The organism is Paenibacillus radicis (ex Gao et al. 2016), from assembly GCF_014641555.1.
GTDB classification, from domain to species: Bacteria; Bacillota; Bacilli; order Paenibacillales; family Paenibacillaceae; genus Pristimantibacillus; species Pristimantibacillus radicis.
In genome coordinates this window covers 217,537-231,885 of the sequence record NZ_BMHY01000004.1, presented here as the reverse complement: position 1 = coordinate 231,885, position 14,349 = coordinate 217,537, and the positions used below count along the sequence as shown (strand labels likewise).

General features: G+C 43.5%; 16 protein-coding genes and 1 pseudogene. 2 read left to right on the top strand and 15 right to left on the bottom strand.

All coding sequences use genetic code 11. The features are described 5' to 3' along the window. Position 1 precedes the first annotated feature (1 nt). From IEX98_RS12625 to IEX98_RS12575, 11 genes are all read right to left on the bottom strand, one after another. A complete protein-coding gene (locus IEX98_RS12625) occupies positions 2 to 1,306 on the bottom strand; it encodes a DUF4179 domain-containing protein (RefSeq protein ID WP_188889547.1) in 1,305 nt (434 codons plus the stop codon). Then, positions 1,272 to 1,835 carry a sigma-70 family RNA polymerase sigma factor gene (locus IEX98_RS12620; RefSeq protein ID WP_188889546.1) on the bottom strand — a complete coding sequence of 188 codons (564 nt, stop codon included), beginning with the start codon at positions 1,833 to 1,835 and terminating at the stop codon, positions 1,272 to 1,274. The genes IEX98_RS12625 and IEX98_RS12620 overlap by 35 nt, the downstream gene beginning before the upstream one ends. Positions 1,836 to 2,118: 283 nt before the next feature. Further along, positions 2,119 to 2,889, bottom strand: a complete 771-nt coding sequence (locus tag IEX98_RS12615; protein WP_188889545.1) for an SDR family NAD(P)-dependent oxidoreductase — start codon at positions 2,887 to 2,889, stop codon at positions 2,119 to 2,121. Positions 2,890 to 3,242: 353 nt separating this feature from the next. Then, on the bottom strand, positions 3,243 to 4,034 hold the full coding sequence (locus IEX98_RS12610; protein WP_188889544.1) for an SDR family NAD(P)-dependent oxidoreductase: 792 nt from the start codon (positions 4,032 to 4,034) through the stop codon (positions 3,243 to 3,245). A gap of 146 nt (positions 4,035 to 4,180) precedes the next feature. After that, a complete protein-coding gene (locus tag IEX98_RS12605; protein WP_188889543.1) occupies positions 4,181 to 5,197 on the bottom strand; it encodes an AraC family transcriptional regulator in 1,017 nt (338 codons plus the stop codon). 150 nt (positions 5,198 to 5,347) lie between these two features. Next, positions 5,348 to 5,878 (bottom strand): GNAT family N-acetyltransferase, encoded by a 531-nt coding sequence (locus IEX98_RS12600; protein ID WP_188889542.1) that lies wholly within the window; start codon positions 5,876 to 5,878, stop codon positions 5,348 to 5,350. Between the two features lie 172 nt (positions 5,879 to 6,050). Next, positions 6,051 to 7,100, bottom strand: coding sequence for a serine hydrolase domain-containing protein (locus IEX98_RS12595; protein ID WP_188889541.1), 1,050 nt, complete (start codon positions 7,098 to 7,100; stop codon positions 6,051 to 6,053). Positions 7,101 to 7,266: 166 nt separating this feature from the next. After that, positions 7,267 to 8,244 (bottom strand): aldo/keto reductase, encoded by a 978-nt coding sequence (locus tag IEX98_RS12590; protein WP_188889540.1) that lies wholly within the window; start codon positions 8,242 to 8,244, stop codon positions 7,267 to 7,269. A 34-nt stretch (positions 8,245 to 8,278) separates the two neighbouring features. Beyond that, positions 8,279 to 8,707: an NUDIX hydrolase gene (locus IEX98_RS12585; RefSeq protein WP_188889539.1), complete on the bottom strand. Its 429-nt coding sequence runs from the start codon at positions 8,705 to 8,707 to the stop codon at positions 8,279 to 8,281. A 594-nt stretch (positions 8,708 to 9,301) separates the two neighbouring features. After that, a complete protein-coding gene (locus IEX98_RS12580) occupies positions 9,302 to 9,811 on the bottom strand; it encodes a GNAT family N-acetyltransferase (RefSeq protein ID WP_188889538.1) in 510 nt (169 codons plus the stop codon). 96 nt (positions 9,812 to 9,907) lie between these two features. Continuing rightward, positions 9,908 to 10,504 (bottom strand): hypothetical protein, encoded by a 597-nt coding sequence (locus IEX98_RS12575; protein WP_188889537.1) that lies wholly within the window; start codon positions 10,502 to 10,504, stop codon positions 9,908 to 9,910. A gap of 246 nt (positions 10,505 to 10,750) precedes the next feature. Between IEX98_RS12575 and IEX98_RS12570 the strand changes: the two are divergent. Continuing rightward, positions 10,751 to 11,610, top strand: a pseudogene (locus IEX98_RS12570) (LysR family transcriptional regulator). A 77-nt stretch (positions 11,611 to 11,687) separates the two neighbouring features. Here IEX98_RS12570 and IEX98_RS12565 read toward each other — a convergent pair. After that, on the bottom strand, positions 11,688 to 12,011 hold the full coding sequence (locus IEX98_RS12565) for an NIPSNAP family protein (protein ID WP_188889536.1): 324 nt from the start codon (positions 12,009 to 12,011) through the stop codon (positions 11,688 to 11,690). Positions 12,012 to 12,079: 68 nt separating this feature from the next. Further along, on the bottom strand, positions 12,080 to 12,823 hold the full coding sequence (locus tag IEX98_RS12560) for an SDR family NAD(P)-dependent oxidoreductase (RefSeq protein WP_188889535.1): 744 nt from the start codon (positions 12,821 to 12,823) through the stop codon (positions 12,080 to 12,082). Positions 12,824 to 13,055: 232 nt separating this feature from the next. Here IEX98_RS12560 and IEX98_RS29535 point away from each other — a divergent pair, with 232 nt between their 5' ends. Next, entirely contained in the window at positions 13,056 to 13,397 is a 342-nt protein-coding gene (locus IEX98_RS29535; protein WP_374705341.1) for a DUF4177 domain-containing protein, read from the top strand. Here IEX98_RS29535 and IEX98_RS12550 read toward each other — a convergent pair. Both IEX98_RS12550 and IEX98_RS12545 read right to left on the bottom strand, forming a co-directional pair. After that, positions 13,378 to 13,629: a YolD-like family protein gene (locus IEX98_RS12550; RefSeq protein ID WP_188889534.1), complete on the bottom strand. Its 252-nt coding sequence runs from the start codon at positions 13,627 to 13,629 to the stop codon at positions 13,378 to 13,380. The genes IEX98_RS29535 and IEX98_RS12550 overlap by 20 nt on opposite strands. 238 nt (positions 13,630 to 13,867) lie before the next feature. Continuing rightward, positions 13,868 to 14,311 carry a cupin domain-containing protein gene (locus tag IEX98_RS12545; protein WP_188889533.1) on the bottom strand — a complete coding sequence of 148 codons (444 nt, stop codon included), beginning with the start codon at positions 14,309 to 14,311 and terminating at the stop codon, positions 13,868 to 13,870. Positions 14,312 to 14,349: the final 38 nt, after the last annotated feature.

The following is a 14,349-nucleotide window of genomic DNA, read 5'->3' as shown; positions in this document are numbered from 1 at the left end:
ATTATTTTTTTGCTGATACAGGAATGGAAATCGTTTCTTTATACGCTTTAATATAATCAAATCCGTCAACCAGCAGAAACTCCGGTTTATCTTTCGTTGCAAAAGAATACGTCTGCTCCCACAAGATGTTGCCGTTCTTCAGATCCCATGGGCGTTCCTTAGATATGGATGAAACTGGAACAACTTGACCCCCTGCTTGCACGGACAAGCCGTCCTTCACTAGAAATGTAAATTGCTTTCTGGCAATTACGATATCATAGCCCTGCGCCGTTTTAGTGACACTTCGAATCCATAGCTTTTCACTGCCAATTTTCAAAGACAGATCAGAAGGCGAAGCCAAGGAAATAGGCTTCTCTACTTTCTGATAGCCGGGGAAATTGTCGAGTACAAGTTCCATGCTCTCAATCTTATCTGTTGGAAGCACGTCAAATTCCAATTCAAATCCATTAGCGCCAGAACGCCCCCCCTGCATTGAAAATGCTGTTCCATTGACATAAAGCGTTGTTTTACCTGTAAATCTCGGTAATTCTCCATTGTCCATTTCAAAGTGTCCCTTCACAATCGTTGAAGTTGGCGAAGCCGTTATGGAATCATAATGTACGGCCCCCTTATCGACAATGACGGATTTCCCGATATCCTGGCTGATCAAGCTCTTCATCGCTTTATTAGCATCAAACTTGAAGGATATCGGGTAGATTGCCCGTTTCCCATTGTCCAGCCATTCACTGAATTCAACGGTTAACGTTTTGGCGAATGGACTAACCGGTCCAAATTTTTGTACACCTTCAAAACGAGTGTCGTTTTCGCTAGGATTGCCGCCGCCATCTGTCGCACTTGAATCCGTCAGAAATCCTTCCACCTTCCAAACATTATAACGGTGTGAACCGTTGGCATCATAGATAGAAGAACCTTCAGGCCGATCAATACTGTAGTACATCGACAAGGCATTATCGTCCGCAATAACACCGCTAATCGTAATGACTGTGCCATCTTTAAGCGTTTTACTTGTATTGACCGTTTGTCCATAGCCTTGCTCCGACAGCTCTGCAAAGCTAAGAGTGTGCAGCTCGACTTTATTAAAAAGCTTTCCGCTAAAATAAGCAAAAGCAGGATATTGATACGTTCCTGCAATGAGAATAAAGGCCGCGGCTGCTGTCGCAATCCATATCAATGCCCGATTCCTTTTTCTCTTTCGAACAGGAGCATGCTGGAGTGCCTTGCGAAGTCTGCTCTCAAGATCTGATGGCGTTTGCGCCATGTTCAAGCTCAGTTTATGCTCTTCTAGCTTCTCCTCGATCGTTGTCATAACGATCACCTCCGATCATCGCTTTCAGTTTCTGAATCCCTTGCGATATTCTCGATTTGATTGTGCCTAGCGGCGCGCCCGTCATATCGGCAATCGTCTGATACGGAAGATCATGTACGTAACGAAGCTCAATCGCTTCCCGCTGCTGTGCATTCAGATGAGAAAGCAGCATCTGCATGTCCATCTCAGATTCTGTATGGCGGTACGGGTTATCATCGGTTAAGGGCACAGATGATTGTTCGCTTTCGTCCTCCAGAGGAATGAATCGTTCCTTTTTGCGGAGCAACGTTTTACACCGGTTGACGAGAATGGTCTTGCTCCAGCTGTAGAAGGCTTCGCCCTTCTGCAATTGATCGATTTTCTCATACAGTGTAACGATCATATCCTCCATCGCATCCATCGCGTCATGTTCATTCCCCATGTACGTATAGGCAAGACGATAGTAAGCGTCCTGATCGTCTAGAATTAGTTGCAGCAAAGCTTCCTTGTTGCCTTTCTTGGCTTGTTTGACAAGACGGCTTACATTCAAGTTCTCACCCCTTTTCATAGATAAGAGACCACAAAGGGTATAAAAGTTCATTTCCATATCAAAAAACTTCAGGGCGAAATCAGAAAAGTTTCTGTTTCCCCGGAAGTTGCGGAAGTCTAGAATCACTATACTTTACTTGTAACCGTTATGGTAAAAGTAATTCCTTCCTAACCACGGCGTTATGCGGTTCACCTTATTGCTAGATATCGAAAATTATACAACAAAAAAGAACAGCGTTATGCTGCTCTTAATATCGATCCTTGAATTTATGGTTATTTCTCTTTTATCTCAGACGAGCTGTGACCCCGCCATCAAGCGGCATGATGACGCCTGTTATCCACGATGCCGAGTCACTCGCAAGGAACAATATGGCTTCCGCAACATCGTGAGTGGTTCCATTCCGGCCAATCGGATGGAAGGCATGGAAGCTAGGCAGCACGTTAGCTACTTCTTCTTCTGTCATAAAGGTGTTGTAGATCGGAGTTTCCACCACAGCAGGTGCTACGGCATTTACTCGAATCTGGTCGCCAGCTAATTCAACCGCCAAATTTCGAGTCAGTGCATGCCGGCCTGCCATTGCAGCAGAGTAAGCGGATGATGGTGTTGCTTCCACGGCCTGAATCGCCCACATCGAACCGGTGTTCACTATGGCACCGCCCCCTCTTTTTCTCAATTCAGGAACAACGGCTTGTGATGGATAGAACGTCCCTTTCACAATCGTATCCAGATAAGATTGCAGATCCTCTTCGGTATGGTCAAGGAAAGGCGTAGGATTGAACTTACCCGTATTGTTTACAAGTACATCAATGCCGCCAAACGCTTCAACGGCCGCATGGACCAGCTTGGCGGATGTTTCTGGTTTACTGATGTCTCCTGACACGGCCAGAACTCTCTTTCCTGACGGGTCAATTTCGAGCGCTGTTTGCTGCAGTACATCTTGCCGGCGACCGTTAATGACTACATTTGCCCCTTCTTCAAAAAATCTCTGTGCCGTTGTTTTACCAATTCCTGTTCCTCCGCCTGTAACGATCACTGTTTTATTCTCAAATTTCATATCCTTCATCTCCTCATATCATGTTTGGTTTATTACGCTTCAACAATTAGTTCACTATTCAAATGAATGGCATTGGCGTTACATATATATGGACTCAGATTATATTGTCGTAAGCTCACTGGAATAGGCATCCCTCCTTGTTTAACCTACTAATAGGTAGTCTGGTTGTGTAATGCTTTACGCTTAAATGACCAATGTTCCCTGTCAGTGAAGATCACCGCCAAAACCTATTCACATATTACCTACTAGTTGGTAGTTTGTCAACAGCCATTTTGGTTATACTGTAACGCAGTGACCTCTCTAACAACGAAAAAAGCCGCACGCATGCGGCTTTCTACAGATTATAGGCTGTTCTAATAAATGGTCGGCACCATTCCCCCATCCATTCGAATCGGTGAACCTTTAAATGCGGATGCGTAAGGACTGCATATAAATGCAGCTAGCCTGCCTATCTCAATAGGCTCAATAAACCGCTGGATTTCAGATTGCGGCAAGTTTGCAGCCATAAATTGTTTCTCTTTTTCCGCAAAGGTCATATCAGCAGGATATAAACTTTCAATGATTTGCTGTACATTTTCAGAAAGCGTTGGTCCTGGCAAGATGGTATTGGATGTCACTTCTGTTCCTTTGGTGAGCTTAGATAAGCTTTTTGACAGAGATAATAACATGGATTTCGTCATGGCATACTGAGGCATTTGCCCTGATGGCATCATGGCTTCCTCGCTGGCAATAAAGATGATTCGTCCATCACTATTTTTCAGCATTTTAGACAAATAATACTTGGATAATCCATTCGCCGCGAGGACATTCGTTCTGAAGTATGTTTCCCACACCTCATCGTCAACATCCTCATATGCCATAATTTCATAAATCCCCATATTGTTAATGAGAATATCGACATGGGGATACTTCTCAAACAATGCCTCTCTTTGCTGTCGATCTATAATATCCGCAGCAGCGTTCTGAGGAGAAGTATTCGGGAACTCCGACTTCAAAGCTTGTACCGTTTGTTCCGCCTCTTCATGATTTCGTCCATTAACGAGGACGTTAACGCCTTCTCTGGCAAGCTCAAATGCAATTGCTTTCCCTATACCCTTCGTCGATCCCGTTACTAATGCTGTTTTGTTCTTTAATCCCATATCCATAATCGCGTCTCCTTTGTTGTCATTCCTGTGCTCCGGATAGGGATAATATTACTCGCTCTGGATTGTTCGGTAACTAGCGTACCACGCCAATATTCTTGTCTAACCCGCCAAATTGAAAGTTGGTGTGTTAATAGAAGCGGACCAGATCAAGACGTTGGGTTTACCCTAAAATATTCGGAACGCCAATTAGATGGCGTATCGTCTTCCCACAGGCGGAAAGCGCGGTAGAACGAGTTCTGATCTTCATAGCCAATTAAGAACGCCACTTCTTTTATATCGAGCTTGGGATCTGCCAAATATTCACGTGCCTGTTCATGCCGAGCTTGTGTCAGCAGCTGCTTGAAAGTCGTCCCCTCATCTGTAAGACGGCGCTGCAGCGTACGATCACTCATGCCCAGCTCACTCGCCACAGCCCGGATATCAAGATGCCCTCCGCTTAAGCTGCGCTTCAAAATCCATTTCACCATCTCAGGAATAGAACGACTGGTCTGTTCATCCAATGTCCGGTCCAGTATGGGAGTAAGAATTTCCAGCAGCTCTTTGTTATAGGTAGTAAAGGGGCGCTCCAAATCTCTTCGATGCAGCGTTAACCGATTACCGGCGGCACCCGTACGTATAGGGCATCCAAAGTAAGCTTCCAGAGTTTTCACCTGCTCATCGCTCAACATGTGAGCAAATTCCACAGACTGTGCGGTCAAACATTGCCCCGTGCCCCGGCGTCCAAGCTCCAAAAGAAAGGCTAGTGTAGTGCCAACCAACACGGGATGTTCAGGCTGCTCGCTATCCATCCATTCCAGCTCTATCGTACATTGCTCTCCCTCTTCCGTTATACGCATGCTTTCCGGAGGACACATTTGTTTATATCTGGCCATTCGTTTAAGAGCATCTCGATAGTTACGGGCGTGATAAGTCGCCAAGACGGTTGGCGGATAATGTGTCGTTTCAAAAATAGTGACAAGCTTAATAATTCCGATAGCAATGTCGCCAACCAATTCGGAATAAGCTTCCCAGATTCTAAAATATTGGGCGGAAGTAACTGTCGCTGGTTCCGTAATAATCGTGAGCGGAAGCTGCGCTTTTCCAGCCACGTCGCACGGGGAAATCCCTATTTGTTGGATGCCTGTCCAAAAACCCGGCGGAAAATTTATACGATCACGTTTCATTTACGCACGAATCTCCTTTAGTTGTGTGCCTGCTCATTCCAGTCAGTATTACTAAGTATACCTAAGATTGATCTTATCTTCATGTCCGAATCGACAACCAAAAAAACGCAGCCGGTTATAGCTGCGTTTTAAAATTTTCAGTATATAAGATTAGTAAGCCTGTACAACATTTCTGGTATCTAAAAAATCCAACCGATCGACTTGATACAAGTCATAATGCTGCTGCGTATAATTGATTAAATGGTATAGGGGCGGATTAATATCATTTGCCAATTTGACATAAGGCAATTTTTGTACCGCTTTTTTCGAACGAATATTTTGCTCTCGAATTTTCAAAAAGACCGTTTCGATATTATGTTTAAGAAACAGCTCCGAAAAGAAGGTTTCTTTCGCTCGCTGGTTGTAGCCTTTTCCGAAATAAGGAATTCCAACCCAAGTTGCGAGAAAACCTGTCTTATTCCCAATATCATATAAATCAATAGTGCCAATAGGATGGCCGGTCTCATTCAGTATCGTTCTAGAGATACTAGTCCCCTGCTCTTCTTCAACAATCAGCCGCTCGGTCGTGAATAAATATTCCTCATAGGATTGGGATTTATTACGAACGTAAGGAAAAACTGCAGGATCAATCATTAAATGATATAGCGACTGGCATTCTTGCAAATCACGTTGTTTTAACATTCTATCAATCACCCTAATCCCTTTGATTCGCTTCATAATACTAGCTAACTAAGTATATAAAAGGAGTTTGGGCTTTATATAAACGCTACATTTTCGATATGTAAAATTATCATTTCATATTGATTGCAACAATAAAGCCGCCACGAGCCGTGGCGGCTTTACTAGCATTTTGTCAATGATCAAGCAGCAGATCAAGCAATGGATAGGTTACACTGCTGAGGTCCTTATAATCGCTATTTGTCATGACAGAAATTGCGATTTTTAGATCAGGAAGAATAACCAAATCACTGAGAAAACCGGTATCCCAGCCGGAATGCGAGATGGTTCGAATGCCTTTATGCTCGCCTAAGAACCAGCATAAACCGATATGACCGCTCCCTTCTTCCTCTCCAATAGATGCTTGAGGTTTCCACATTTCCGCATAGCTGCTTGATTTCAAAGCATTGTAGGCGCCATTTTCCGCTCCTTGGTTCAGATGCATCCGCATATAGTGACACATGTCTTCAACATTCGTGTATAACGTTGAACTCGGCGCATGCGCCCTGTTGTAAGGAAATACTTCACTGACGCAAGCTTCAGACTCATCGTCCTTACGTACATGAGGTGCGGCTAGGTTCGCTTCAATCGCCTGTTTCAAAAAAGAGCTGGATTTCATTCCTGCCGGCTCCAAAATATTGTTTTTCATATACTGTTCAAAGCTCATTCCGCTAACCTTGGCTATCACATCTCCCAAAATCTCATAGCCTATATTGCTGTAAGCAGACTTATGACCGGGTTCGCTTAGAAGACTATGACGTCGAATACTCTTCACGTATCTTTCCAGACTTTGCTCGTCGTATTCCGGCCGATCCCAAGCATAATCTTCCTCGTCCGGCATGCCGGATGTATGGTTCAAAAGCTGCCGGATTGTAATATGACGATACCGCTCATCCTCCATTTTAAAGTACGGCAGATATTTTAAGACAGGCAGATCCAACTCCACTACTCCATTCTCAACCAATTGCATAATGCCCGTGGCAACGAACGTTTTGGAGACAGAGGCTTGGTGAAACAACGTGCTGCGGACAACAGGGGCACCAGTTGATAGATTAGCTGTTCCAAATTCACCGGTAAAGAGAATTTCATTGTCCTTCACTATGCCAACGGCAAGTCCCGTATAAAGGCCATTTTCAACGAGATCGGTTAACATGGCGTGCAATTCCAACTTTACGTTTTCGTACATTTTGCCCTCCGAAATTACAAGAATTTGATCCCACTATATCGCCTTTTTGATCTGAGTTATATGGAAAGAATGTTTTAAAAAAAACTTGACCTAACGCAGCATACAAAACAAAAAAGCCGCACATATGCGGCTTCTACGTGATCTGTTATCAATCATTCATTCATTTCTAATGGCCGACAATCCGGTGAGGGATATAAGGCTCTTCCAAGGAAGCAATTTCTTCAGACGTGAGCTTGATCGAAAGAGCAGCCACCGCATCTTCCAGATGCGAGATTTTTGTAGCCCCAACTATAGGAGCGGTCACAGGGGCCTTGTGCAACAGCCAAGCTAGCGCGATTTGTGCTCGGGAAACGCCTTGCTTTTCAGCAATTGCCGCAACCTGATCCACAATTAATCGATCCGTATCTGCCGTCGCATCGTATTTGGACTTCTGAACCTGGTCGGTTTCAGAACGATGTGTTGTCTCCTGCGGATCTCTCGTCAACCTTCCCCCTGCAAGGGGACTATACGGAATCACCGCTATTTTTTCAGCATGACAAAGCGGGAGCATTTCTCTCTCTTCTTCACGATAAATGAGGTTATAATGATTCTGCATCGATACAAACCGGGTCCAGCCGTTTTTCTCTGCTATATGCAGCGCCTTCGAAAACTGCCATGCATACATAGCAGATGCCCCGATGTATCTGGCTTTACCTGCCTTCACCACATCATGCAAAGCCTCCATCGTCTCTTCTATTGGCGTAGCATGATCCCATCGGTGAATTTGGTAAAGATCCACATAATCAGTTCCCAATCGCTTCAAACTTTTATCCATTTCACTCATAATCGCCTTTCGAGAAAGCCCTGCACCATTAGGACCTTCATGCATGCGGAAATGAACTTTCGTCGCCAAAACAATTTCATCGCGATTGGCGTATTCTTTCAGAGTCCGGCCAACAAACTCCTCGCTTGTCCCTCCTGCATACACGTTTGCAGTGTCAAAAAAATTAATGCCCAGCTCTAAAGCTTTTTTGATGACGACACGGGATTGCTCTTCATTAAGCACCCATTGATGATGGCCCAGCTGCGCGTCACCAAAGCCCATACAACCCAGACAAATGCGGGAGACGTCCATGCCCGTATTTCCAAATTTCACATACTCCATCTGATGTTGCCTCACTTTCCGCTGCGTTATCGTACTATTCAATCCACTGTCTTGGGCCAACTGTATGGAACAATTGTCCCCTTTCCGGATTTAAGGCATCTTTAATTCGTTTATATGTAAAATCACTAATGGGTCTAGGCAGTTCATCGATAGAGCAAAATCTGCATTCCAAAATCTCAGGCGAGCTCGGCTGAGGTACTCGATGCGCATCGTTATATGCAATAAACACAAAATGATGCATGTCATAGTCCGGATCGTAGTATATACCCGTTAATGTTCCCATTCGAACCTCCAGCCCGACTTCTTCAAGCGTCTCTCTGCTTGCCGTTTCTTCCGCAGACTCATCGTCCTCGGCTTTTCCGCCTGGCAGATCCCAATTGTTTTTGCCATAGCTGTGCTTTACTAATAATACTCTTCCTTCATCATCCAAGATGACTGCCGCTGCTCCGATTAATTTTGGCAAAATAATGCCCCCTATTCGTCAATTTGTATCTTTTTTCCTTGCTTTAATAGCTGGAGGCAAAAAACCGTTGATAAAACCAACATTGTACTATGTAATAAGAACATGAATACTCCTGGGAGATATGACATGTTCAGGATGATTACCAACATCCATAAACTAAATGGAAGGAACTGAACGACTGCAATTAACAAAATACTAAGTAAATAAATAGATAGAATTCTCTCGCTAATTCGCAAAAAACTCAATGCCACGGCAATGACACCAAACAAGAGTGAAATGGGATACCATATATTAACTGCTTTACTTTCAGAACCAACCTCTGATCCTAAGAACTGCATGATTTCAATTCCAATTGTTTCTTTTAATTGAGGAATATAAAAGATTGTTACTAAGATTGAACAGATCCCCATACAAAGCATTTTCCATCTAATATGAATCACTCCTTTATGTACGATTGAAAAAAAGCACATCAGTTATGTTCATATATACAGACGACAATAAGTGGAAAATGTTCCCGGCACATTCATTCTAGGCGATTAGGTTCCTAATTCTAAAAAAAGCCGCAAAAATATGCGGCTTCAAAATATATAACGATTAATAGGCTAACGCGATTTCTTTTTCCATAATGTAATCGTCCATCACGTACCCGTTTCCGATATCGGCCACTTGAGTTTGAACTTTTTTGAAGCCCTTCTTCTCATATACCGCAATCGCAGCATCATTATTCCGATTAACGGTCAGCCATATTGCACTTAATTTGTGTGCGTTACATACCTGCAATAGGAACGCCATACCTACACTGGCATAGCCTTTGCCACGGTATTCTTTGAGAATATAAAATTTACTGAGGAACAGCTTGTCTTCTTCTGGCTTGACGCCAATATAGCCCACGTTTTGGCCATTCAACTGCATCAGATAGTACTCGTAGCCCTCTTCTTGAAGCTGATCGCTAATGGCATGAACGGATTGAAAATTTTCCAGCATATATTCAATCTGCTCACGAGATATAAGACGTATATAATAATCAAGCCAAATTTCTGATGCCAATTGTGCCACGGCGGTTACTTCTGCTTCAGTCTCTACCCGCTTGAAAGTTATTTTCATGACCTATATCATTCCTTTTCAATAGTTTCAATTTATTACGTTTCTACATTTATTGTATGGCCTCTGTTCTATAATTACAAATTTATTGCTTTTCCCTCATTGTCTCAGAAGCTTATGAAGCGTATCGGAAAGCCTCTCGACATTCATGTTTGCAGCATCATTCACCTTTTCTTCATCCGGTGCCTGCTGGATCAAATCTCCCGATGCATCCACTTTGAACCGTCCTTGATACACGCCTAGCGGGACATAAACTTCCCCGGAAATCTGAGGACCTTCAAATGTACTCAAAAAGATAACCTCATGATTATTCGGTTGAAGCACCGATATGCCATTGAAATTCATTGTCGTTTTAGGCAGAGCATTTCCTTGCTTATCAAGCGGCGTATATTCTCCTCCGGTTTCAATAATACGAATGGTATCGCCTTTTTCGTGATCGCCTTTGAACGAATTCAAGACCGATACCGTGGAGACCGTAAAGGGAACCTCCTGATACAGGATAGTTTTTTGGACATTCACCTTGATCTCTACGATTTCGTCCGCATCTTGAGCAAGTTCAGAGACTGTACGATAGGATTTAACCAACGAGGCGGGTCCGCCATCCTCCGTGACTAAATTTGCCGTGCAGCCGATAAGGAAACAAAAACTCATCAAACAACTTATTACCAAATAAATCAAAGGTTGAAACAATCGCATAGCTGACCCCCTTTTCATTTATGAATGGTTATCTCTTTAACTCCCGAATTTTTCTGGTAAAATGTTGAAATTATTCACTCTACATGTTTGACTTTCTGGTATCAAAACCCTGCTTCTTGCTGAAAATATTACTTCCCAGCAAAACAATTCAGATGACTGCGCAACCTGCTATCATGTATAATGCGGAATACAGACGTAAGATATCTTGAATCCAGATATCTAATTCTAAGCATGCTGGAGGCTTCCATGGATATTCAGTTACTGAAAGTGTTTTATACGACTGCTCAAGAGGGCAGCATATCGAAAGCGGCTCAAAAACTAACCTTTGCCCAATCCAACGTGACACATAAGATTCAACAGCTGGAGGCTGATTTACAGACGCAATTGTTTTACAGGCACAATCGGGGAATTACGCTTACGCCAACAGGACATATCCTGCTGAGCAAATTTTGCATGTTATTCAAGAAGCAAGATCAGCCGTCGGTAATTCCTCCGTACCGGCAGGACCGCTTTTGATCGGCTCTGTAGAAACCACTGCAGCCGTTCGTCTCCCTAACCTTCTTACGAAGTATCACACCGATTATCCGGCAGTAGATTTCTCATTAATAACCGGTCCTTCCGATAAACATATGAATGCCGTTCTTCATTATGAATTAAATGGTGCTTTTGTTGCTGGTCCCGTAGAGCATCCGGATTTGGTATCAGAAGACGTCGTTGATGAAGAGCTGGTCCTGGTCACCTCTGTCTCTCATCCACGAATACATTCCATTTCAGATGTGAAGCTTCGTACGTTTCTTGTTTTCTTTGACGGCTGCTCCTATCGGACGAGATTAAATCAACTGCTTCAGGAAGAAGGCATCTTGCCCGTTAAGGTAATGGAGTTTGGTTCGCTGGAAACCATTCTTGGCTGTGTCGGAGCCGGCCTTGGCATTTCTTTGCTGCCGCGCTCTATCGTAGCCGAGTCCGAGCAGCAAGGACGTATTCAATGTCATGAGATAGCCGGCAAGGATGCCATCGTCAAAACGGTGTTCATCAGGCGCAAAGACGCCTTAATTACGCCCGCTATGTCCGCTTTCTTATCGGGAATAAGAGCCGAATTCAGCTGAGCTATCATAGGATCGTTTTAGCACCTAAATAAAAAAATCCCCTTTATGAAAAGGGGATTACAACGTACTGTTTTTCTCTACTCCGTTTTGAAGAATGGCGCAACTTTCATAAAGGCAATATCGATCTTCTCATACATAGGACCTTCTTGTTCAGTTCTGCGCCTAAGCTCCAGCCATTCTGGATCTTCAAGAAAAGCCTCGAAATTACGTTCGCGCGCAGCCTTATCCGCATGCTCAAGCACATAATACAACCGATTGTTCGATTCGTCAGCATCTACCCAGAAATTCGTTACCTTCATTCCATGCTTGGCGAATATCGTTATCGTATTATCCCGAAAGCGATTTAACATGGCTTGCATACGACCGGGAATCACATAGTAAGTCCGCAATTCATAAAGCATGAACGTCTCCCGCCCTTTCTGGCTGCAAGTATTTAATATCATTAAATAGTTTTAATGACTTGTCCTTCTTACCACTGGCCTGCGCTTTGGCCTCCATCAACATGAAGGATGTCTCCCGTCACGAACGGAGCGGACTCCAGATAATTAATGGCATTAACAACATCCTGAACCTCGCCCATTCGGCCTACCGGATGTAATTTGCCCAAGAAGTCATGCGTTTCAACCCCATGCATTGGTGTTTTGATAATACCCGGTGCTACAGCGTTCACTCGGATGCCTTTGTCTGCATATTCAATCGCCAACGATTTCGTTGCCGCTGCCAAACCGCCTTTGGTCAATGCAGCTAATACGGCCGGAACTGCTTTGATGGGTTGTTCTGCTACTCCGCTTGCCGTAATATTGACAACATGGCCGGAACCCGACTTAAGCATCTCGGTTATGGCCAACTGAGTAATGTGGAAAAATCCAGCAACATTAATGGAAAGCACCGACTCAAATTCTTCAATTGTGTAATCTGTGAATGGTTTAGAGATGAATACGCCCGCATTGTTCACCAGTGTATCGATATGGCCAAACCGTGCCAGCGCCTCTTGGATCAAGCTTTCAGCGATTTTAGGATTTGAGATGTCACCAGCAACATAAGCGACATGTTCACCTGACGGATCAATATCTTTTGCTGCCTCTTCCAACGCTTCTTCACGACGGCCATTGATGACGACATTTCCTCCCCGTTTCACCCAGTCTATAGCTGCCGCTTTTCCAATACCGCTGCTTCCACCTGTAATTACTGCCACTTTATGCTGAAAAGTCATTTTGTTCAGTCTCCTTATTTACTATCCGCAGATAGTTTATTTTTATTTAGAACGATATCCGCTTCATTTCGAAACGATAGCGGTTATTCATCCAGCGGCGTTTGCCGTGAAGTCATCATATAACGCATGCTGCTATCTTGCATAATACGCAGTTTAGATATCTGCCATCTCATTCTCAGATATCTAAGTTGAAGCCGTTATTGTCTCGCCTACTCTCTAGGGTTGCGTTTTTTTGAAACTATCACTATATGACCTTAGTAATTGGAACAATAAACCAAAAGAGGATTACCAAGACATTATCGCTAACCATGCAAAGGATGGATGGAGATTGTCCAAATATTTGCCCCAGTTACTAAAGGAACTGGATTTTCCTCATATTTTGAAATTATTTTCGAAAAGCCCTTCAATTGATGAAGGGCTTTTCCCATGTTCTTCAATATTCACACTAGCACATCAACTTCTGACCATATGCGAGTTCAACAACATAAATAAAAGCTCTTCCGGCGAACGCCGGAAGAGCCCTATTCGAATAATTTCTTATTTCACCTTTGCCCTTAATATCTCGGATAATTAACGCTCATAATATCCATGAATGGTACTTTATCGGTTCCTTCAGCTGTTTCCACATGAACCTTGCCTGTTCTGGAATCCATTTTCGAAATATGTCCTTGAACGGGCTCTTCTCTGCCCCATACGGACAGCAAAATAACCGATTTTTCTTGATAGGCCTCTGAAAGCTGATTCCCTATTTCCTCTAATACAAATTCGTCTCGTGTTGGTCGTTTTGGAACTTTTGCTTTAGCCATGTGCCTATGATCTCCTATCTGATCTTGGAGTTGTCGTTACGACTCCGCGTAATGAATCATCCATTTATTTTGTAAATATGTACGATAACGGTAAACCCGCAAAAATAAACATCACTATATATTATAACAGGTGTTTGGAGATCAACCAATCATAACCGACATGCCCGCTTAAAATAAAAAAAGCCACGCAATGCGTGACTTCAACCAGGTATGATGTTCTTATCTGCTGCTTACGCCACTATTGTTTCGAGGGAATCATCGCCTTGAGCACAGCTAAATCCTCGTCATCCAGTTCAGCTACAGGTCCTGCTTTAATCATATCCGAGAATTTCTCATCCGGTATCATCGTCGTCAGGCAATACAGGCGCGAGCTGCCCGTATTAATGATGTCATGATGATTGCCAGGAGGAATAATAATGAACGAGCCTTGGCGAATCGGCATTTCATATTCGCTGCCTACTTTAGCAAGCCCTTCCCCTTTCAATACATAGAAATATTCATAAGCTTCCACATGCTCATTAGATGGTGTCCTGCCTCCTACTTCGAATATTTCGACAAAGGAAGTGAACGGTACTTGCTTCCTGTCGCACAGCAGCAGAAATTTATTCGTATCCGTTGCCGATATTTTATGAACAGGACAATCCTCAAAGTTGCCAGCTACCAGTCCCGGAATGTTTACCATATATAATCTACCTCGCTTTGAGTGGATTTTGTATGTTT